At 55.4% G+C, this 20,476-nt stretch carries 16 protein-coding genes and 1 pseudogene; 10 read left to right on the top strand and 7 right to left on the bottom strand.

Annotated elements, in window-relative coordinates; genetic code table 11:
* Positions 1 to 164: 164 nt before the first annotated feature.
* Positions 165 to 905: a nitroreductase family protein gene (locus ACSZO1_RS10905; protein WP_437612402.1), complete on the top strand. Its 741-nt coding sequence runs from the start codon at positions 165 to 167 to the stop codon at positions 903 to 905.
* Between the two features lie 42 nt (positions 906 to 947).
* Here the strand turns inward: ACSZO1_RS10905 and ACSZO1_RS10900 are convergent, their stop codons facing one another.
* Both ACSZO1_RS10900 and ACSZO1_RS10895 read right to left on the bottom strand, forming a co-directional pair.
* Positions 948 to 1,895: a sulfonate ABC transporter substrate-binding protein gene (locus tag ACSZO1_RS10900; protein ID WP_437612400.1), complete on the bottom strand. Its 948-nt coding sequence runs from the start codon at positions 1,893 to 1,895 to the stop codon at positions 948 to 950.
* Between the two features lie 94 nt (positions 1,896 to 1,989).
* Positions 1,990 to 3,894: an aliphatic sulfonate ABC transporter substrate-binding protein gene (locus tag ACSZO1_RS10895; RefSeq protein WP_437612398.1), complete on the bottom strand. Its 1,905-nt coding sequence runs from the start codon at positions 3,892 to 3,894 to the stop codon at positions 1,990 to 1,992.
* Positions 3,895 to 4,170: 276 nt separating this feature from the next.
* On the opposite strand from ACSZO1_RS10895, the gene ssuD reads away from it, so the two are divergent.
* The 8 genes from ssuD (at position 4,171) to ACSZO1_RS10855 (ending at position 12,488) form a co-directional block, all read left to right on the top strand.
* Complete coding sequence (gene ssuD / locus ACSZO1_RS10890; RefSeq protein WP_437612396.1) at positions 4,171 to 5,352, top strand: FMNH2-dependent alkanesulfonate monooxygenase; 1,182 nt, start codon at positions 4,171 to 4,173, stop codon at positions 5,350 to 5,352.
* Positions 5,353 to 5,364: 12 nt separating this feature from the next.
* Positions 5,365 to 6,591, top strand: a complete 1,227-nt coding sequence (locus ACSZO1_RS10885; protein WP_437612394.1) for an SfnB family sulfur acquisition oxidoreductase — start codon at positions 5,365 to 5,367, stop codon at positions 6,589 to 6,591.
* Positions 6,592 to 6,601: 10 nt separating this feature from the next.
* Positions 6,602 to 7,810 carry an SfnB family sulfur acquisition oxidoreductase gene (locus tag ACSZO1_RS10880; RefSeq protein ID WP_437612392.1) on the top strand — a complete coding sequence of 403 codons (1,209 nt, stop codon included), beginning with the start codon at positions 6,602 to 6,604 and terminating at the stop codon, positions 7,808 to 7,810.
* The gene (locus ACSZO1_RS10875; RefSeq protein ID WP_437612390.1) at positions 7,807 to 9,162 is read left to right on the top strand and encodes an LLM class flavin-dependent oxidoreductase; all 1,356 of its coding nucleotides are present in this window, start codon (positions 7,807 to 7,809) and stop codon (positions 9,160 to 9,162) included. The genes ACSZO1_RS10880 and ACSZO1_RS10875 overlap by 4 nt, the downstream gene beginning before the upstream one ends.
* A gap of 31 nt (positions 9,163 to 9,193) precedes the next feature.
* A complete protein-coding gene (locus ACSZO1_RS10870) occupies positions 9,194 to 10,003 on the top strand; it encodes a MetQ/NlpA family ABC transporter substrate-binding protein (RefSeq protein ID WP_437612388.1) in 810 nt (269 codons plus the stop codon).
* A gap of 2 nt (positions 10,004 to 10,005) precedes the next feature.
* Positions 10,006 to 11,103 carry a methionine ABC transporter ATP-binding protein gene (locus tag ACSZO1_RS10865; protein ID WP_437612404.1) on the top strand — a complete coding sequence of 366 codons (1,098 nt, stop codon included), beginning with the start codon at positions 10,006 to 10,008 and terminating at the stop codon, positions 11,101 to 11,103.
* Positions 11,087 to 11,737, top strand: coding sequence for a methionine ABC transporter permease (locus tag ACSZO1_RS10860; RefSeq protein WP_437612386.1), 651 nt, complete (start codon positions 11,087 to 11,089; stop codon positions 11,735 to 11,737). The genes ACSZO1_RS10865 and ACSZO1_RS10860 overlap by 17 nt, the downstream gene beginning before the upstream one ends.
* 505 nt (positions 11,738 to 12,242) lie before the next feature.
* Positions 12,243 to 12,488, top strand: coding sequence for a hypothetical protein (locus tag ACSZO1_RS10855; protein WP_437612384.1), 246 nt, complete (start codon positions 12,243 to 12,245; stop codon positions 12,486 to 12,488).
* A gap of 109 nt (positions 12,489 to 12,597) precedes the next feature.
* Here the strand turns inward: ACSZO1_RS10855 and gntT are convergent, their stop codons facing one another.
* Complete coding sequence (gntT, locus tag ACSZO1_RS10850; protein ID WP_437612382.1) at positions 12,598 to 13,914, bottom strand: gluconate transporter; 1,317 nt, start codon at positions 13,912 to 13,914, stop codon at positions 12,598 to 12,600.
* 303 nt (positions 13,915 to 14,217) lie between these two features.
* On the opposite strand from gntT, the pseudogene ACSZO1_RS10845 reads away from it, so the two are divergent.
* Positions 14,218 to 15,354 (top strand): annotated as a pseudogene (locus ACSZO1_RS10845) (iron-containing alcohol dehydrogenase).
* A gap of 547 nt (positions 15,355 to 15,901) precedes the next feature.
* Here the strand turns inward: ACSZO1_RS10845 and ACSZO1_RS10840 are convergent.
* The 4 genes from ACSZO1_RS10840 to ACSZO1_RS10825 are packed head-to-tail and all read right to left on the bottom strand — an operon-like array spanning position 15,902 to position 20,475.
* Positions 15,902 to 17,344 carry a 6-phospho-beta-glucosidase gene (locus ACSZO1_RS10840; RefSeq protein WP_437612380.1) on the bottom strand — a complete coding sequence of 481 codons (1,443 nt, stop codon included), beginning with the start codon at positions 17,342 to 17,344 and terminating at the stop codon, positions 15,902 to 15,904.
* 48 nt (positions 17,345 to 17,392) lie between these two features.
* Complete coding sequence (locus ACSZO1_RS10835; RefSeq protein WP_437612378.1) at positions 17,393 to 18,829, bottom strand: glycoside hydrolase family 1 protein; 1,437 nt, start codon at positions 18,827 to 18,829, stop codon at positions 17,393 to 17,395.
* A 12-nt stretch (positions 18,830 to 18,841) separates the two neighbouring features.
* Positions 18,842 to 19,168 (bottom strand): PTS lactose/cellobiose transporter subunit IIA, encoded by a 327-nt coding sequence (locus tag ACSZO1_RS10830; protein WP_437612376.1) that lies wholly within the window; start codon positions 19,166 to 19,168, stop codon positions 18,842 to 18,844.
* Positions 19,168 to 20,475, bottom strand: coding sequence for a PTS sugar transporter subunit IIC (locus ACSZO1_RS10825; RefSeq protein ID WP_437612374.1), 1,308 nt, complete (start codon positions 20,473 to 20,475; stop codon positions 19,168 to 19,170). Before ACSZO1_RS10825 ends, ACSZO1_RS10830 begins: the two co-directional genes overlap by 1 nt.
* Position 20,476 lies beyond the last annotated feature (1 nt).

Genomic DNA, 20,476 nt, shown 5'->3' with positions numbered 1-20,476 from the left:
CGGGCATCGTGAAAAGTCTATGTCAAAGAAAGGGTTATGTTCTCATAATTGACGATTAAATCGCACCTTCCCTAATGCACAAATCATCATAACGCGCGGCATTTCTGGTTAAAGCCGCATTAACGCGGGTTTGTACACTAGACCCACTTTAATGCGGAGGTTCCATGAGTACAGTTATTGACAATTTTACGCGCCATAAAAGCGATCGCAGCTTTACCGATCAACCAATTGAAGAGGCGCTGCTGGAACGTATTATCAGCGCCGCCTGGCGCGCACCCACTTCAGTGAACTCGCAACAGGTCTCCGTTATCGTTTCCCGCAGCGCTGAAAACCGTCAGAAAATTTCTCATCTGGCTGGTGGCCAGCCGTGGATTGCCAAAGCACCGGTATTTCTGACTTTTGTGCTGGATATGCATAAAAGCGAACGTGCAATGGCGATGATCGATCAGCAGCAGATTGCGCATCAGAGCATCGAAAGCATCGTCGCTGGCGCGACCGATGTCGGCATTGCGCTGGCATCCGTGATGGCGTCAGCCCGCTCAGAAGGGTTGGGTGTGGTGCCGATTGGTGGTATCCGTCGTTCACCGCTGGAAATGGTTGAACTGGTGCAGCTGCCAAAACATACCTTCCCGCTGGCCGGTGTGGCGCTGGGCTATGTTGATGTGCCTGCGCATCAGAAACCACGTTTGCCGATCGAGACGTTTATCCATAACGAGACCTATCAGACGGCACACCTCGACGAAAAGATTGCGCAATATAACCAGCAAATCAGTCAGCACTGGCAGGATATTGGCCGTACTGATGGTGACAGCTGGAGTGAAAGCGTCGCCGGTTACTATCGCCATATCTATTTCCCGCATGTGCTGGACGCGCTGAAAAAGCAGGGATTTGGCAACGATAAATAACCCTGTGACATGATAAGAGGGCGGAGATATTCCGCCCTGTTGTTATTTTTTATCCTGCGACCAGGTCGCGCTGGCAACATCAACCTTTACCGGTAGCAGGCCAATACGGGTAAAAGTATCGGCCAGCGTCTGTTGCTGTGCAAACACCTCCGGCGTCATGCGCTGCGCCCCAAAAGGCATGCGTGCAATTGCCCGCAGCCAGATACTTTTCTCCAGGCCGGTGGACTGCGCCATAATACCTGCCGCATCGTCAGGATGCTGATTTGCCCAGTCGCTCAGCTGTTGCAGTTCCGTAATCACTTTCTGTGCTGTCTGCGGGTAACTGTCCGCAAACTGACGGCTGGCAAGATAGAAGGTGTAATGTGGTACCAGACCCTCGGCGTTTTTCACCAGCCGCGCACGGGCGTGGGTTTCCACTTCCGCATAATACGGGTCCCAGATAACCCATGCATCCACTGAACCACGCTGGAATGCGGCACGGGCATCTGCGGGTGGCAGATAAACCGGAGTGATGTCCTTATAGCTTAACCCGGCATCTTCCAGCGCCCGTACCAGCAGATAATTGACATCGGAACCTTTATTCAGCGCCACACGTTTACCTTTCAAATCCGCCACCGTTTTAACTGGCGAGTTTTCCGGCACCACAATCGCTTCGGTCTGCGGGTTGGCAGGTGAATGCGCCAGATAGACCAGGTCGGCTTTGGCAGCCTGGGCAAAGGTCGGTGGCGCATCGCCGGTCGCCGCCAGATCTATACTGCCAATATTTAACCCTTCGAGCATTTGTGGCCCGGCGGGGAATTCAATCCAGCGAACCTCAATACCCTGTCGTTTAAACTGCTCATCCAGTGTGCCGCGATATTTCAGCAGGGAGAAAATATTGGCCTTCTGGAAACCAATATTGACAGTTTTTGGTGCGTTTTCTGCCTGGGCCTGCGGCAGTGTACTGAGCAGTACAGCGGTCAGCAGACCGCTGAAGAGTGTCTTTTTCATGTTATGTTCCTGTTTGCTTTCTGGGGTGGCGGAAACATAACAAACCTGACGGCCGTCGCTTAGCGACGAAAAATCATATCATTAGCTTAAAAAATCATTCACGCCAGACGGCGTCGCGCACATTGATCGCGCGTGGCAGCAGACCAAGGGCATAAAAGCGATCAGCGATGGTTTGCTGTTCACGGATAATGGCCTGGTCCATACGTCGCGTCTGATGGCTGCGGCGCAACAGTGCATGGTGCAGGGATTGCGGTGTCAGTCCGAGCTCCACAGCGAGCAGCGCAGCGGCTTCTGTGCGATGGCTGTCGATATAGCGTCCGGTCTGTTCCAGTGCCGCAACCAGTTGTTGCAGCACATCGGTGGAATGTGCTGCGAAATCACGGTGCGCCAGATAGAACTGATGATTGCTGACGCGCCCGCTGCCGTTGGCAATGACGCGGAACTGGCCGCTCTGTTCCGCTTCGCTGAGCAACGGGTCCCACATCATCCATGCATCCAGCACCTGATGGTCGCTTTGCGTCAGTGGATATTTCGGCGGGGTATACACCACGCGGACATCATCGTCGGTCAGTCCGGCCTCATCGAGAATTTGCACCAGCAGATAATGCACATTAGACCCTTTATTGACCGCAATGCGTTTTCCGCGCAGATCGGCAATCTGCCGAATGGGACTGTCGGCAGCCACCACCAGCGCCACACTGTCTGGCGCCGGAGGCTCCCACGCCACATACAGCAGCTCGCTACCGCTGGCCTGGGCGAATACCGGAGGCGCTTCGCCAGTGGTACCGAAATCGATCTCACCACTGTTTAGTGCGTGCAGCAGTTGCGGTCCGGCAGGAAACTCGCTCCATAACACACTGATGCCGCTGGCGCTGAATTGCTGCTCCAGGCTCTGGCGTGCTTTAAGGATGCCAAGATTGCCAAACTTCTGATAACCAATACGTAATTCCCGGTCCGTCTGGCTGGAGGAGTGAGCACGTAAGGATCGCGCCGCCGTGCTGCGCCGGGGCTTAATCACCCCAAGATGACCGAGATGAGTGCGCAGTGTATGGCGGCTGACGCCCAGCAGCGCTGCGGCCTGCAACTGATTGCCATGGCTCAGTTCAAAGGCGTTGCGTACCAGCGCATCGGTCATGCGTTGCCAGATTTGTGTTTCACCTCGTTGCAACTGCTGGCGGATAAAACCGTCCAGCGCTGCGCCATCATCGGCGGCGACGGTACTGACAACATCGGGCTGCGTCGCTACAGACGACAGCCGCAACTGCTGGGGGGTAATCAGTGCCTCTTTGCTCAGCAATACCGCATTGTGCAGCGTGTTTTCCAGTTCGCGGATATTACCCGGCCAGGGATACGCCATCAGCAACGCCAGCGCATCGGCGCTAAGCCGTAACTGAGGTCGTCCAAGGCGGTGCGCATACAATGTCATAAAATGATCCGCCAGCAGGGGAATATCGTCACGTCGCTGACGCAGCGGCGGCAGACTGACTGCCGCAACATTAAGACGGTAATAGAGATCCTCACGAAAACGCCGCTGGTGAATCGCCTGTACCAGATCGACGTGTGTCGCGGCAATCACGCGCACATCGACCCTGACCGGACGGTGTGAACCGACACGCGTGACTTCGCGCTCCTGTAGCACGCGTAACAGTTTCACCTGCAACGGCAGGCTAAGCTCGCCAATCTCATCGAGCAGCAACGTGCCGCCATTTGCCGCTTCAAACCAGCCCGGCTGGCGCTCGCTTGCGCCAGTAAACGCACCTTTCTCATGCCCGAACAGCTCTGACTCCGCCAGGCTTTCGGTTAATGCACCGCAGTTAACCGCCAGAAACGGTTGATCGCGGCGCGGACTGTGATGATGCAGCCAGCGAGCCACCACTTCTTTGCCACTGCCGGTTTCCCCCACCAGCAATACGGTGGCATCGGTGGGGGCGAGACGATCCAGCACTCCCTGAAAAGCGATGGAGGCAGGATCGATCAGTGCGGGACCCTGGTGATGCATAGCGAACTCCTGGTGATTGATCTGACGGTCACCATACCCTTTCGCACCGGTACCGGGCGAGAGGGAGAAAGGGGCACGTTGCTGCAAACGCAACAGCGAATGCGCTTTACCTGCCGCATTTGCAGCACGGCGCTGATCGCACTCCGTCTCAAAACCCTATGATTTTATTAAATAAATAAAAAATCACAGAGTGGCATGCTTCCTGCTATTGGCTTTATAACCAAACGTAAGGTATGAATCGAATAAATTCAGATAACGTTATATAGGAAAGAGATAATGAGCGAGCCTGCACAGGAAAACATTAACGTCTTCTGGTTTCTCCCCACCCATGGTGACGGACGCTACCTCGGCACCACTGAAGGTGGCCGTGCCGTGGATTTGGCCTATCTGCAACAGGTGGCGCTGGCCGCCGACAACCTGGGCTATTACGGCGTATTGATCCCGACCGGCAAAAGCTGTGAAGACTCATGGCTGGTCGCTTCGGCACTAGCACCAATCACCCGCCGTTTACGCTATCTGGTGGCGGTTCGTCCGGGTCTGCAACCGCCGAGCCTGGCGGCACGTATGGCGGCAACACTGGACCGGTTGTCGGAAGGGCGTCTGCTGATCAATGTGGTTACGGGCGGCGATCCCGTCGAGAACAAGGGGGATGGCATCTTCCTCAGCCACGCTGAACGCTATCAGGTCACCCATGAATTCCTCGATGTCTATTCCCGGCTGCTGAAAGGGGAAAAAGTCGACTATCACGGTGAGCATATTCATGTCGATGGTGCAGAAGTCCTGTTTCCTCCGGTACAGGAAAACGGGCCGCCACTTTATTTCGGAGGTTCGTCGCCGGCAGCGATAGATGTTGCTGCGCAGCAAATTGATACCTATCTCACCTGGGGTGAGCCACTGGATCAGGTGGCGGAAAAAATCGCGGTGGTGCGCGAACGCGCGCAGCAGCATGGCCGATCGCTCAGTTACGGCATTCGTCTGCATGTGATCGTGCGCGAAAGCGAGGAGGAAGCCTGGGCAGCAGCGGAGCGGCTGATTGCTCATCTTGATGATGACACGATTGCCGCCGCGCAGAAGATTTTTGCCCGTATGGATTCCACCGGACAGGCGCGGATGAGCGCACTGCATCAGGGCTCACGTGAACACCTGCGTATCGGCCCCAATCTGTGGGCAGGCGTCGGGCTGGTTCGTGGCGGCGCAGGTACGGCGCTGGTCGGCAACCCGCAGCAGGTGGCGGATCGCATTCGTGAATACCAGGCGCTGGGGATTAATAATTTCGTGCTGTCTGGCTATCCACACCTGGAAGAGGCGCATCGCTTTGCCGAACTGGTGATGCCGCTGTTGCCGTTGAGCAGCAACAGTGAGAAGCGCCAGCGCACGGTGAATACCGGACCGTTTGGCGAAACTATTGGTGGCGACCGCCGTCCTGACAAAACCGGTAAAACCGCCAGCGCCAGCTAACAGGGGAAAATGATGAACAACAAGCACCATCAGTATCACGACCTGTGGCTACCGCCGGAAACGGCGCAGGTCATCACCCGTGATGACGACGCTATTGCCGCGGCAAAAGCGGTGGCTGCCCTGGCGCTGCCCGGTGCCGTCGAACGTGACCGGGAGCGCGATTACCCGCTGGAAGCGCTGGCACTCTTCAGCCGTTCAGGTCTCGGCAGTATTTCCATACCGCGCGCCTTTGGCGGCGGAGGGTTGTCTTACCGCACCGTGGCAGAAGTGTTTCGTCTGATCTCTGCGGCTGACCCATCACTGGGACAGATACCGCAAAATCATTTCGGCATTATCCAGTTTGTGCTGGATGAAGGGACACTGGCACAGCAGGAGGCGATTTTTCAGGCGGTGATCGCGGGTCAGCGACTGGGCAACGGCGGCCCTGAAAAGCATACCCGCCATACCCGCGAAGTGCTGGCGCGCCTGCAACAGCAGGGTGATAAATGGCGTCTTACCGGCGATAAGTTCTACTCCACTGGCGCGCTGTTCGCTCACATTATCGTCACCACGGCGCTTGAAGATAACGACCAGCCGGTGATGGCCTTTATTCCCCGTCCGGCTGCCGGTTTGCAGGTTATCGATGACTGGTCTGGTATCGGGCAGCGCACCACTGCCAGCGGCACGGTGCGTCTGCAGGCGGTGGTGGTTGATCCGGCGTGGGTGATTCCGTTGCCAGACAGCCACAAACCGGGACTGCGCGGGCCGCTGTCGCAGCTGATTCAGGCGGCGATTGATGCCGGTATTGCCCGTGGCGCGTTTGATGAGGCGAGCGACTTTATCCGCCATCACTCACGGCCATGGGTGGATGCGGGTGTGGAACGCAATGCCGACGATCCCTATCTGCTGGCGGATGTGGGGCGTCTGCATATTGAGCTCCGCGCTGCTGATGCCTTGCTGCGGCGCGCTGCACAGGTGCTGGATGAGACCGATGTCAGCCTGTTAACGCCAGAAAGCGCGGCACAGGCATCGATTGCGGTGGCGGAAGCCAAAGTCCTCACCACGGAAGTGGCGCTGAAAGCCAGTGAGAAGCTGCTGGAGTGGGGCGGCAGCCGTGCGACCCTCAGTGTTCATGGACTTGACCGCCACTGGCGTAATGCACGTACCCATACGCTGCACGATCCGGTGCGCTGGAAATATCACGCCATCGGCAACTACTACCTCAACGGAATACTTCCGGTACGCCATGCCTGGATTTAAGGATGCCCCTATGACGACGACCCAGGTTAAACCCAAACAGCGCGCCAGCCTTATCAGCAGTGCGCAACAGGCAGTCAGTGTCGCACACGAGCTGGCACACCATTTTCGTCAGGGCGCGGCGTTGCGCGACAGCCAGCGTCAATTGCCGTTCAGCGAGCTGGAAACACTGTTTGCCTCCGGTTTAGGGGCGATCACTGTTCCTGCGCAGTTTGGCGGAGCAGCGCTCTCCAGTGCGGTGGTGGCACAGGTGATCGCCATTCTGTGTGCAGCGGACTCCTCGATTGGTCAGATTCCGCAGAACCATTTCTATGCGCTGGAGGTGTTGCGTGTTAACGGCAGCAGTAGCCAGCAACAGCGGCTGTACCTGGAGGTGCTTGAGGGTGTGCATCTCGGTAATGCACTGGCGGAGTTCAGTTCAGCTGCGGCACATTACCGCAGTACCGCCGTCCTGCCTGATGGCGACAGTTATCTGTTGCAGGGGCGCAAGTTTTACGCCACTGGCGCATTGTTTGCCGACCGCATCCCCACGGCGGCGAAAGATCGCGACGGGATAGAGCAGCTGATCTTTGTGCCACGTCATCAGCCCGGTGTGACAGTAACTGATGACTGGTCCGGTTTCGGCCAGCGCACCACAGGCAGCGGTACAGTCATCTTTGATGCCGTCCGCATCGATGGTGACGATATCGTGCCATTTCAGAGTGCCTTTGAACGACCAACCAGTGTCGGCCCGTTTGCGCAGTTGATGCACGCGGCGATCGATCAGGGCATCGCCCAGGCGGCGTTCCGCGATATGCTCGATTTCATCAACCAGCGCGCACGTCCCTGGCCGGATGCCGGTGTGGAACGCGCCAGCGACGATCCTTTATTGATCGACCGCGTCGGCCAGCTTGCCGCGCGCTTGCAGGCTGGCGATGCACTGTTGCAGGAAGCGGGAGAAGCGGTGGATGCCGCCCAGCGGCATCTGGATGCTTACCATGTCGCGGAGGCGTCGGTACGGGTGGCGGAAGTTCGCGCCTGGACCACCGAGCTGTCGCTGGCGGCAGGTAATCTGTTGTTTGAACTGTCCGGCAGCCGCGCGGCACTGCGCGAGCATAATCTCGACCGTCACTGGCGCAACGCACGCACGCATACGCTGCACGATCCGGTGCGCTGGAAATATCCGGCGATTGGTAACTATGTGCTGAATGGCGTGCTGCCCGCGCGCAGGGGGACGCTATGAGTCGCCAGCGGAAACAGGTGTTACTCAACGCCTTTAATATGAACTGCGTGGGGCATATTCATCATGGTATGTGGACGCATCCGCAGGATCGTTCTGTCGAATTCAACTCGCTGAATTACTGGCTGGATCTGGCACGGTTACTGGAACGCGGGCTGTTTGATGGTCTGTTTATTGCCGATATTCTCGGCGTTTATGACGTCTATCAGCAGGGCATTGGCCTGACCGCCAGCGAGTCGATTCAGTTACCGGTTAACGATCCGCTGCTGCTGGTATCCGCGATGGCCAGTGTCACGGAACATCTCGGTTTCGGCGTGACCGCTAATCTCAGCTATGAGTCGCCTTATCCCTTTGCCCGCCGCTTTTCCACTCTCGACCATCTCACCAATGGCCGCATTGGCTGGAATATTGTCACTGGCTATCTCGACAGCGCCGCACGGGCAATGGGGCAGCATGAGTTGACCCGCCACGACCGTCGTTATGACCAGGCTGATGAGTTTCTCGATGTGGCGTACCAGCTGTGGGAAGGCAGCTGGCAGGATGATGCCGTGGTGGCGGATCGTGAGCGCCGTCTGTATGCCGATGCCAGCAAAATCCACCCGATACGGCATCAGGGGGAGTTTTATCAGCTGGAGGGCTATCACCTGTCTTCACCTTCACCACAGCGTACACCATTACTGTTTCAGGCAGGCAGTTCCGCACGTGGTATGCGTTTCGCGGCGCGACATGCCGAGTGCAGCTTTGTTAATGGTCGCACGCCAGAGGCGATGCGCAGTCAGGTACAGATGCTGCGCCAGCTGGTGCAGGAAGCCGGGCGACAGGCAGACGATCTGAAGATCTTTATGGGCGTGGCGGTCATTGTCGCGCCGACAGAACGCGAAGCACAGGAGAAACAGCGTGAGTATCTGCACTATGCCAGTCCGGAAGCGGGCATCGCGCATTTTTCCAGTTCGATTGGTATCGATTTAGCGCGTTTTACGCTGGATGAGCCGATTCAGACCGGCTCGACGCGGGCCATTGAATCAGTCAGCCAGAGCTATAACGGCTGGACGCGGCGACGTCTGCTGGAACAGCACGCGCTCGGTAGTCGCTATCCGTTGATTGTCGGCGAACCGGGTCAGGTAGCGGATGCCTTGCTGCGCTGGGTGGATGATGCTGGTATCGACGGATTTAACCTGACACGCATCCTCAATCCACAAAGTTACCACGATTTTATCGACCTGGTGGTGCCGGAACTGCAACAGCGTGGCCGCTACAAAACCGCTTACCAGCCCGGTTCACTACGTAAAAAACTCTTTCATCATCACCGTTTACCTGCAAGCCATCCGGCCGCCAGCTGGCGTGTTCGGGCATAACAATGAAACCATCACCCAATAAGGAAGCATCATGACAGTAAGCCAGTTTGCGAAACACATTATTCTCGCCGGACTGCTGAGTGCCAGCAGCGTGGCGCTGGCGGCAGAGTATTCCGGCCCGTTAAAAGTCGGTACTACCGCTGCATTTGCGCCACCGCTGGAAGTGGCGGTCGCCGAAGCGAAAAAACAGGGACTGGAGGTCGAACTGGTGGAGTTCAGCGACTGGATTGCACCGAATGTCAGTGTGGAGAATGGCGATATCGACGTGAATCTGTTTCAGCATCAGCCGTTCCTCGACAATGCCAATCAGCAGAGTGGTTCGCACCTGGTGAAATATGCCCCTGCGATCCTCAATAACGTTGGCCTGTATTCGAAAAAGCATACTGCGATCAGTCAGATTCCTGATGGCGGGACGGTCGCTATCGCCAATGACACCATTAACGGTGGTCGCGGTCTGTTACTGCTGCAAAAGGCCGGGTTGATAAAGCTGAAGCCGGGTTCCGGGATTAAGTCAACGGTCGACGATATCGTGGAGAACCCGAAACATCTGAAGATTATTGAAGTGGAAGCGGTGCAGCTGTCGCGCACACTGGATGAAGTGGATTTAGCGCAGGGCTATCCGCACTACCTGCGCTCAGCAGGCACTATCGACCCAAATAATGCGCTGCTGTTTGACGGCCTGGAAAACCCGGAATACGTGATCCTGTTTGTCATTCGTGACGGTCATCAGGATGATCCACGCCTGCGTAAATTTGTTGATATCTATCAGCATTCTCCGGTAGTGCGCGCCAGTCTCGATAAATTCTACGGCAAGCTGTATGTGCCAGGCTGGAGTCAGTAATGATAGTAAGTGTGGTCTGGCCGGAGGCTGAAGATCGCACTGCGCAAGGCGTCGCCGTCGCAGGCGGCGCAGTGCATGTGGCGATTCATAGTCTGTATAAACGTTACCCGGGACAGCAGGTGGATGCCCTGCAAAATGTTGATCTGCGGATTCGACGTGGGGAGATTTTTGGCATTATCGGCCGCAGTGGTGCGGGTAAGTCGTCACTGATTCGTTGCCTTAACCGGCTTGAAGACCCCACTGCCGGTCAGGTGGTGGTGGATGGCGTCGACATTGGCAGCTTGTCGGCGACCGATCTGGTGCACTGGCGGCGCAGCACCGGGATGATTTTCCAGCATTTCAACTTACTCTCGGCGAAAACGGTGCGACAGAATATAGACCTGCCGCTGCGGGTGGCGGGTGTGCCGCCTGCTGAGCGGCGGCGAAAAGTGGATGAGCTGCTGAAACTGGTGGGGCTGGAAGAACGTCAGTATGCGTATCCCGCTCAGCTGTCCGGCGGGCAAAAACAGCGGGTGGGGATTGCCCGGGCACTGGTGCACGATCCGCAGCTGCTGCTGTGCGATGAAGCGACGTCTGCACTCGACCCGGAAACCACCCGATCCATTCTCATGCTATTGCGCGATATCAATCGCCAGAAGAAAATTACTATTGTGCTGATCACCCATGAAATGGATGTGATTCACGATCTGTGCCACCAGGTGGCAGTGCTGGAGCGCGGTGAAGTGATTGAACAGGGGCCTGTCTGGCAGGTGTATGGTGATCCACAGCAGGACACCACGCGTATTCTGCTCAATCCACTGCGCGACAGCCTGCCGGAAGCCCTTGCCACACAGCTGACTGAACAGCCGCAATCACCGCAGTCGCGCGCTTTACTGTGTCTGAATTACACCGGACAGGGCGCGCAGCCGCAACTCAGTGCACTGACCGCGGCACTGGGCAGTGATATTACGCTGTTACAGAGCAAACTCGAATGGGTTCAGGGACGGCAGGTTGGACAGATCCTGCTGCTGGCTGCCGCTCAGGCAGAGCCGTTATCGCTGCCGCACCACGCCACTTTTGCTGATCGTATTGGAGTCCTGGGTTATGTCACTGCAACCTGAACGTTTATGGTATGGCTTTCTCGACACGCTGCTGATGGTGGGAGCATCGTCACTGGCAGCACTGCTGTTGGGGTTACCGCTGGCCGTCATTCTGGTGATCACCGACCGCGATAATCTGTTTTCCCGTCCGTTGCTGAATCGTCTGCTGGGCTGGCTGGTGAACCTGTTTCGTTCGATCCCGTTTCTGATCCTGATGGTGGCGCTGATCCCGTTTACCCGGCTGATTGTGGGCACGACCTATGGCGTCTGGGCGGCAACGGTACCGTTAACGCTGGCCGCCACGCCATTCTTTGCCCGTATTGCTGAAGTCAGCCTGCGCGAGGTGGATCGTGGACTGGTGGAGGCGGCACAGGCGATGGGTTTTCATCGCTGGCATATTATCTGGCATGTTTTACTGCCTGAGGCTCGTCCCGGTATCGTCAGCGGGTTTACCATTACGCTGGTCACGATGATCAACGCTTCGGCGATGGCGGGTGCTATTGGCGCCGGAGGGCTGGGTGATCTCGCTTATCGCTATGGTTATCAGCGTTTTGACAGTCAGGTCATGATTACCGTGATTGTGGTGCTGGTGGCGCTGGTCACACTGCTGCAGTTCTTTGGTGATCGTTTATCGCGCCGTCTCAATCATCGTTAAGGAAGGTGCGATTTAATCGGTGGGGTTCAGTGGAGTCCTTAGCTGTATTAGGGAAGGTGCGATTAATTCGATGGGAACCATTTTTTCGTCCTGTCATCGTATGGTAAATGAACAAAGAACCGCCCAAAACACTGAAAACGATAGATGAACGGCAATCATTGTAGTCATGAACAGAACTTTGAATGATTAAATCGCACCTTCCTTAGCAGACCAACAATAAAAATAATGGCAATAATCCACAGTACAATCTTCATTCTATTTTCCTCGCCAGTTAGCCCAACCTGTATGTTGCGCCCGTATTTTAAGTATAGTTGAAGATTCTGATTACAGCCGATCCAGGCACTTTTTCTTCTGCTGATGGACTGCCATAAATATGCGGACAGGATCACGTGTCGCAACATTCCTCCCTGCGCAGTTTCCCCCCCGCGCCTCTGGCGACTAAACTTAACGCGTGGCTCGGGCCTCAGTTGTTATGAACAAATCAACCCGGTAACGAGGAGATCATATGAGCACGATTGACACACATATGGGAAGGTACTGCCTGAAAGCGCAGGATGCGGGCAATCACATCAGAGGCACCATTGCGATTAGTGATGAGGGTGGTACCACGCTCAGTATGCAGGAGTTCGATGAGCACTACCTGGACGACGTGGTGAATAATGTTATCTATCCAGTAACCGGTGGCAATCGCGATATCACCCGAGTGCTACGCGATGAAATGTTAAAGGCTGGATTCCAACAGCCGCATTAAGATTCTTTTCTCGGGTCATCCCTGGTGGCCCGAGTTATTGTTTCCTCTCTACCAGTAAAAAAACCGGAGAGGTTGCCCGCTCCGGTTCGTTCAGCGCACGTACGACGTGTTAAATCACATTCGCCAGCAGCAGACATCCCACCAGACCACACACGGAAATAATGGTTTCCAGTGCCGACCAGGAACGGATGGTCTCGCCAATCGTCAGGTTAAAGTACTCTTTAAACAGCCAGAAACCTGGGTCATTCACGTGTGAGAAGATGACACTGCCGGAACCGACGGCAATCACCATCAGCTCCGGGCTGGCGCCGGTGGTGACGATCAGTGGCGCCACAATCCCCCCGGCGGTAATCGCCGCAACGGTGGCAGAACCCAGCGCGATACGCAGTACCGCCGCGATACCCCATGCCATCAGAATCGGCGACACATCGCTGGCGTGCATCAGACTGGCGATATATTTATCCACGCCGCTGTCCACCAGCACCTGTTTAAAGGCGCCACCACCACCGATAATCAGCAGCATCATGGCGATGATTTTAATCGAGCTGCTCAGCGTCTCCATTACCTGATCCATACTGCGACCACGGTTGAGACCAAAGGTGAAAATCGCGATCAGCACGGCAATCAGCGTCGCCATAATCGGGTCACCAAAGAATTCCGCATACGGCAGCAGTACGTGACCTTTCGGCAGCACCATTTCCGCGACGGCACGCAGCGCCATCAGAATCACGGGCACCAGTGCAGTCCAGACGCTGACGCCAAATCCTGGCATTTCTTCTTCAGTAAAGGTTTTCGGGTTATACAGACCCTGCGGGATCGGTTTATCGATACTTTTCAGGAAACGTGCATACACCGGACCAGCCAGAATCACGGTCGGAATTCCCAGCAACGTACCAAACAGCAGGGTTTTACCCATATCGGCATTAAACAGCGTGGCGATAGCCGTCGGGCCTGGGTGTGGTGGCAGGAAACCGTGAGTCACGGACAACGCGGCAGCCATCGGGACACCGACAAACAGCAGCGGCACGCGGGCAGATGCCGCGATGGAGAACACCAGCGGCAGCAGCAGCACAAAGCCCACTTCATAGAACAGAGCGAAACCGACGGTAAAGCCGGTCAGCACCACCGCCCACTGAATATGCTTAGGACCGAATTTATCGATCAGCGTGGTGGCAATGCGCTGCGCGCCACCGCAGTCGGCCAGCAGCTTACCCAGCATGGCACCGAATCCCATGATCAGCGCCAGGCCGCCCAGGGTTCCGCCAACACCGGCTTTAATTGAGCTAATCACTTTATCTACCGGCATTCCCTGCATAATACCGACTGCCAGCGCAACCAGTATCAGTGACACAAATCCGTTCAGTTTCCAGCGAATCATCAGCAACAGCAACAAGGCTACGCCAATGGCGACGATGACTAAGGGCATACATTCTTCTCCGGTGCGCCATCAGTCATGCTGATGGCGGCATATTTATCATTATTACCGGCGCCGCAGGCAGAGCGCCGGGTCAGAATACAGGATGACAGCTGCAGATAGCACAGGCTGTTACCGATAACATGTTAACGGTAACATTCACGCAGTGTAATCCGTCTGTGGCGGGGAATTTACATTTTGAGATGATGATCAAAGTTTTGAAATGTGACACCGCTGCGCCTTTTTCGCGCCATCAGTGGCGTGATACTGCTAGACTGTCCGCCTGGTTCAGAACGGAACAGGAGGGAATACCCGATGAATATCAGTCTGATGCTTTCCAATCAACACACCTTTTTCGGTCACGGCAGCCTGAAAGAATTAGTGCCGCTGCTGAGCGCAACGCCGCTGCCCACCCTGCTGTTCTGTGGCCGCTCATTTTTGCAGGGCGCGGCTTATGCAGCCCTGAAACCGCAGCTGGATCCGCTGCTGACCGGCCATGAAATTGTCAGCCATGAAGCTTCCCCGGCGGAACTCGATGCCTAGGTTGCCCGCTGGCGCGGTAAGGTTTCACGCGTGGTCGCGATCGGCGGTGGCAGCGTGCTGGATGCAGCGAAAGCCTTTGCTGCATTAAGTGAGCACCCACTTAACACCCTGCGCTATCTGGAGAAGGTCGGCGACAGCAAACTCAGCGGTAAAACCCTGCCGCTGATCGCCATCCCCACCACCGCAGGAACCGGCAGTGAAGTGACACAAAACGCGGTGGTGACTGACAAAGATGAAATTAAGGTGAAAGCCTCACTGCGCCACGCCAACTTTGTGCCACAGGTTGCTATCCTTGATCCGCAGCTGCTGCAGGGCGCATCCGATCATGTGCTGGCCTGCTGCGCCATCGATGCCTTTACCCACCTGTTTGAAGCGTATCTTTCCAGCAAAGGCAACGCGTTTACCCGTCAGCTGGCGCTCAGCGGCATGCAGGCTTTTGTCGCTGGCTGGCCTGCGCTGAATCAACCGGGAGAGCAAGGCGATCAGGCGCGTGAGCAGATGATGATTGCCTCCTGGCTCGGCGGCGTCAGCCTGAGCAGCGCTGGCTTAGGGGTCATTCACGGTATTGCCGGTGAACTGGGGGCGATTAAGGATTACCACCACGGCGAAGTCTGCGGCCGCCTGCTGTTTCCTTTCTTAACCCTGCTAAATGAAAGTGAGCATCCACTTCAGAGGCAACTGATGAGCGAACTGGCACGGCAGCTGTTTACCAGCCACAACGACACTCCTGCTCTGCAGCTGTCATCCTGGCTGCAGGAGCATGCCATTACCCCATTCTGGCAACCGGCACAGGCACTGAATGAAGCCGAAAGACAATGGATTCTGGCACGTTCCAATAGCAAAAATTCGCTGGTGACTTACACGGAGCAGCAGCAACGCCACATGCTGGATGCTGGCTGGCCGGTCTGATTGCCACCGGGTGCCGGAGATGGAAAACGGCAAATGTCCGGGACTGGCAGCAGTCCCGGATAACAGCAACGTTTACTGCATGCAGTGCGGACACTTTTTCGCGGCAGAGTAGTAGAGTTTTGCCGTCTGCCATGCATTATGCGGTGTGTAGAAACTGCCCAGAAAAACGCGGGCATCCTTTTTGTCTGGCATCCGGCCACAGCCCTGAATGTGAACTTCATGAAACCCGTTTTTTTGCGGCATCCTTGTCACATAATAATATGCGCACATAATCAGCCCTCACGGTTTAGGTTTTACAGCCATGAGGATTATACGCCTGCTAATTAACGTAACTGGCCGGACTGTCGCATTTCTGTCACTTTAGATTTTTTGAGGGATTGAAGGGGCGAAAAAACAGTATTTGGCTCACAGATTCGCGTCGGTATTCACGCATTCTGCTGCTGATATGTTGAATTATGCTGATTTTCAGCTAGAAGAAAGGCGGCAAAAGCGCCGCCTTTTCATGTACGCAGGAGCCTGACTGCGCCTGCACGATTCATAACAACCGTTAAATCTTATTCCCGTTCGAGGCAATCACCTGCTGATACCAGGTAAAGCTTTTCTTACGTGAACGCGCCATTGAACCGGTGCCATCATCATGTTTATCCACATAGATAAAGCCGTAGCGCTTACTGTACTGGCCGGTGGTAAAGGAGACGCAGTCGATACAACCCCACGGCGTATATCCCATCAAATCGACGCCATCTTCAATGACCGCTTTCTTCATCTGTTCAATATGGGCGCGCAGATAGGCGATGCGGTAATCGTCATTAATCTGGCCATCGGCTTCCACTTTATCGACCGCACCAAAGCCATTCTCCACAATAAACATCGGCTTCTGATAGCGCTCATAGAACGCATTCAGCGTGTAGCGCAGGCCGACCGGATCAATCTGCCAGCCCCACTCGGACGCCTGTACGTGCGGGTTTTTCACGCTGCCCTGGAAACCGGCAATCGCATCGCCGCCCGCGTTGTCCTTCGCGGCATACTGCACGGCGTTACTCATGTAGTAGCTGAAACCGAGGTAATCCGCGCTGCCTTCACGCAGGATCTGCTCATCGCCCGCTTCCATCGCAATGTGATATCCCTTACGTGCCCACTCCGTGAGAATATAAGACGGGTAGTAACCGCGCAGTTGCACATCGCCAAACAGATGACGTTCACGCATCGCTTCCTGCGCAAACATCACATCATCGGGATGGCAGGACCACGGATAAAGCGGCACCAGCGCCAGCATACAGCCGATCTTAAACTCAGGATTGATCTCATGGCCCAGCTTCACCACTTTGGCGCTGGCGACAAACTGGTGGTGCAGCGTCTGATACATCGCCTGCTCCGGCTGCGGATGGTCTTTAAAGATCACCCCGGAACAGCAGTAGCCAAACAGCGGGTATTGCCAGTTGCGCTGGTTATTGATTTCGTTAAACGTCATCCAGTATTTCACTTTATGGCGATAACGCTTCAGCACCACTTCGCTGTAGCGGACAAAGAAATCCACCACTTTACGGTTTACCCAGCCGCCATACTCTTTCACCAGGTGATACGGCATCTCAAAGTGCGACAGCGTAATCACTGGCTCAATTTTATGTTTCAGCAACTCGTCGAACAGATCATCGTAAAACTGCAGACCCGCCTCATTGGGTTGCTGCTCGTCGCCATTAGGGAAAATACGTGTCCAGGAGATCGAAGTACGGAAGCATTTAAAACCCATTTCGGCAAACAGCGCGATATCCTGCTTATAGTTGCCGTAAAAGTCGATCGCTTCGTGATTCGGGTAACGGTAACCAGGCTGCACGCCATCGGTAATCACCCGATCCACACCATGTGCGCCGCCGGAAAGCACATCACAAATGCTGACGCCTTTACCACCCTGATCCCAGCCACCTTCAACCTGATGCGCCGCGACTGCGCCGCCCCACAGAAAGCCTTGCGGTAATTGTTGCTCAGACATTTTGTATCCTTCTTGCATGCTAATAAACAGTGCTGACAGTCAGCAGAATTAATAATCGACGCCTTCAGACAGATTCTGACCATTGGTCTGAATCACACGCTGATACCAGCTGAAACTTTTCTTTTTAAAACGCGCCAGATCTTTCAGATCGTGTTCATCGCGATTGACGTAGATAAAGCCGTAGCGCTTGCGAATCCCCTGGTGAGTGCTCACCAGATCGATAGCCGACCACGGGCAGTAGCCAAACAGCTCAACACCATCGGAAATCGCCAGCTGCAGCTGTTCGATATGGTCGTGCAGATACGCGATACGGTAATCGTCATGCACTTTGTTATCCGCGGTCAGCTCATCAAACGCACCGAGGCCGTTTTCAGTGACGATCAGAGTCAGGCGATAGCGTTCATAAATCTGGCGGGCAGTAATACGGAAACCGACCGGGTCGATATACCAGTTAAACTGGTTTTTCTTCAGCCAGCGGTTCTCCACGCCGACATACACAATGGTATCAATCCCGGCCAGTTGCTGATCGAGCAACTTACCGGCTTCCTGTTCGCCATTGCTGTACGGCAGATCGGCACCCACGGTGGCGGAAGCGTAGTAGTTAAAGGCGATAAAATCGGGTTTGCCCTGACGCAGAATAGCCATCTCCTGCTCAGTAATGGTCGGCAGATAACCCTTCTCACGCATAAAGCTCCAGGCCACCGCGTTGTAATGGCCGAAACACGCCAGATCGAGGTACAGCCAGTTGCGGATCGAAGTAAAATTATTCGCCGCCAGCACATCTTCCGGACGCGAAGACGCGGGATAGACGCAGGAGATATTCGGTGCCGGGCCAATCTTCGCCTGCGGCAGCATCTCGTGACAGGCAATCATCGCCTTCGCCTGCGCCAGCATCATATGGTGGTTCTGCTGGTACAGCGTTTTCTGCGGGTCCGGCGTGCCAGGCGGCAGCGTACCAATGACGTCCCCTTTCAGGATCATCATGTTCTGCTCGTTAATCGTCAGCCAGTAATTCACCCGATCGCCGTACAGCTCAAACGCAGTACGCGCAAAGTGGACAAAAGCATCGATGGTCGCCGGATCTGACCAGCCGCCCTTCTCCTGCAGCGCCCAGGGCAGATCAAAGTGATACAGCGTCACCAGCGGTTCAATATTATGGTGACGCAGTTCATCAATCAGTTGCTGATAAAACGCCACACCTTCGGCATTCAGCTCACCGCTGCCCTGCGGGAACAGGCGGCTCCAGGCGATGGAGAAACGGTAGGTTCTTAACCCCAGTTCAGCAAACAACGCCACATCCTGCTTAAAGCGGTGATAGTGATCGCTGGTGACGGTGAAATCAGTGATTTTGTCGCTAAAAGTGGCTTTATCGATCACTGACGGACCTTTCCCGCCTTCATTCCACGCACCTTCAACCTGATAGGCTGAGGTTGAGGCTCCCCAGAGAAAACCGTCAGGGAATGGCGTTAACTGCTGATGTTTCATCCTTTTCTCCTGTTATTTAGCCTGTTTCAGTGCGGCAATTTCCCGATGCAACGCAATGATCTCTTCTGCCAGTTCACGGCACAGCATGGCGTTCATTAAATGGTCCTGTGCGTGCACCAGAATCAGATTCACCGGGATCTTGCCGCAGCCTTCATCGGCACCGATCAGGGTGGTCTGAATCTTATGCGCCGCTTTCGCTGCCGCACTGGCGGCAGTCAGCATGCTGTCCGCGGTCGCCCAGTCATAGTTACGTGCCGCCCGCAGCGCTTCCATCGACATCGAGCGCGCTTCACCCGCCTGGATAATCAGTTCCATGACGGTGGTTTCATCGAGTTCCATTATTTGCTCTCCACGGTTTCTAAGCTCTCAGCTTCCTGTTCCAGCAGCTGGCGCTCATACATTTTGAAGAAGGGGTAGTAAATCAGCGTCGACACGCCAATCAGCACCAGCACGAGGATAATCGCGCGGAAGTCCCAGCCAGTGGACCAGGCGGCGCCAATTGGTCCTGGTGTGGTCCACGGTGCCAGCGACACCACATGATTCACCAGGTCGGTGCGGGTGGCAGTCCAGGCGATAATCGCATTCACCAGCGGTGCGGTAATAAATGGAATGAACAGCAGTGGGTTCATCACGATCGGCGAACCAAAGATGATTGGCTCATTGATGTTAAACATGCCCGGGATTAGCCCCAGTTTACCAATCGAACGCAGATGCACTGAGCGGCTACGCAGATACAGCAGCACCAGCCCCATCGTGGCACCCGAACCACCCACGACGATAAAGAATTGCCAGAACGGCTCGATAAAGATCTGGGTGATCGGCTCGCCTGCGTTCAGCGCCTGCTGGTTGATGCCGAGGTTAGTCAGCCAGAATGCCTGCAGAATGCCGCCAACAATGACCGCGCCATGGATGCCGGCAAACCACAACAGGTGGCACAGCAGTACGGCGATCAGCACCGCAGGCAGGGAGTCCGATGCCGAAATAATCGGGGCGAAAATCGCCATGATCGCCTGCGGGATCAGCATATTAAACTCGCTCTGCATCCACAGACTGAGCGGGAACAGCGTCAGGAAAATAGCCAGAATCGGGATTAACAGATCAAATGACTGACGGATCTTCGGCGGCACCTGCTCCGGCAGCTTAATACCGATATTGTGTTTTTGCAGGAAGTGCATCAGTTCCGTGGTATACAGCGCGACCAGAATGGCGGTAAAAATCCCCTCGCCGCCCAGTGAACCGACGGGCAGAGATTTCCCCACCTGCGGCGACGCCACCAGCAGGAATGACATCAGTGACAGACAGGCGGCCATAAAGCCGTTCATTTTATAGCTCTGCGCCAGGTTATACGAAATACCCGCCGCGATATACACCGCCATCACGCCCATGGTCATGTTGTACGGCATCATGATTTGTTCAGAATAGCGCGCCACCATATCCAGCCACCAGCGGGCGAATGCCCACTCGCTGTCAGCGCTAAATGGCGGATGCGCAAACAGCAGCATAAACGACCCGACAATCAGGAAAGGCATCGATGAGATGAAGCCGTCTTTAATCGCCACGACATGGCGCTGACTGGACAGTCTGGCGGCAATCGGGCTGATTTTATTTTCGATAACGCCGAATAATGCTTCACTGAATGCGCTCATT

The organism is Erwinia sp. V71 (assembly GCF_965644245.1).
Lineage (GTDB): Bacteria > Pseudomonadota > Gammaproteobacteria > Enterobacterales > Enterobacteriaceae > Erwinia.
This window is presented reverse-complemented; position numbering and strand designations above follow the sequence as displayed.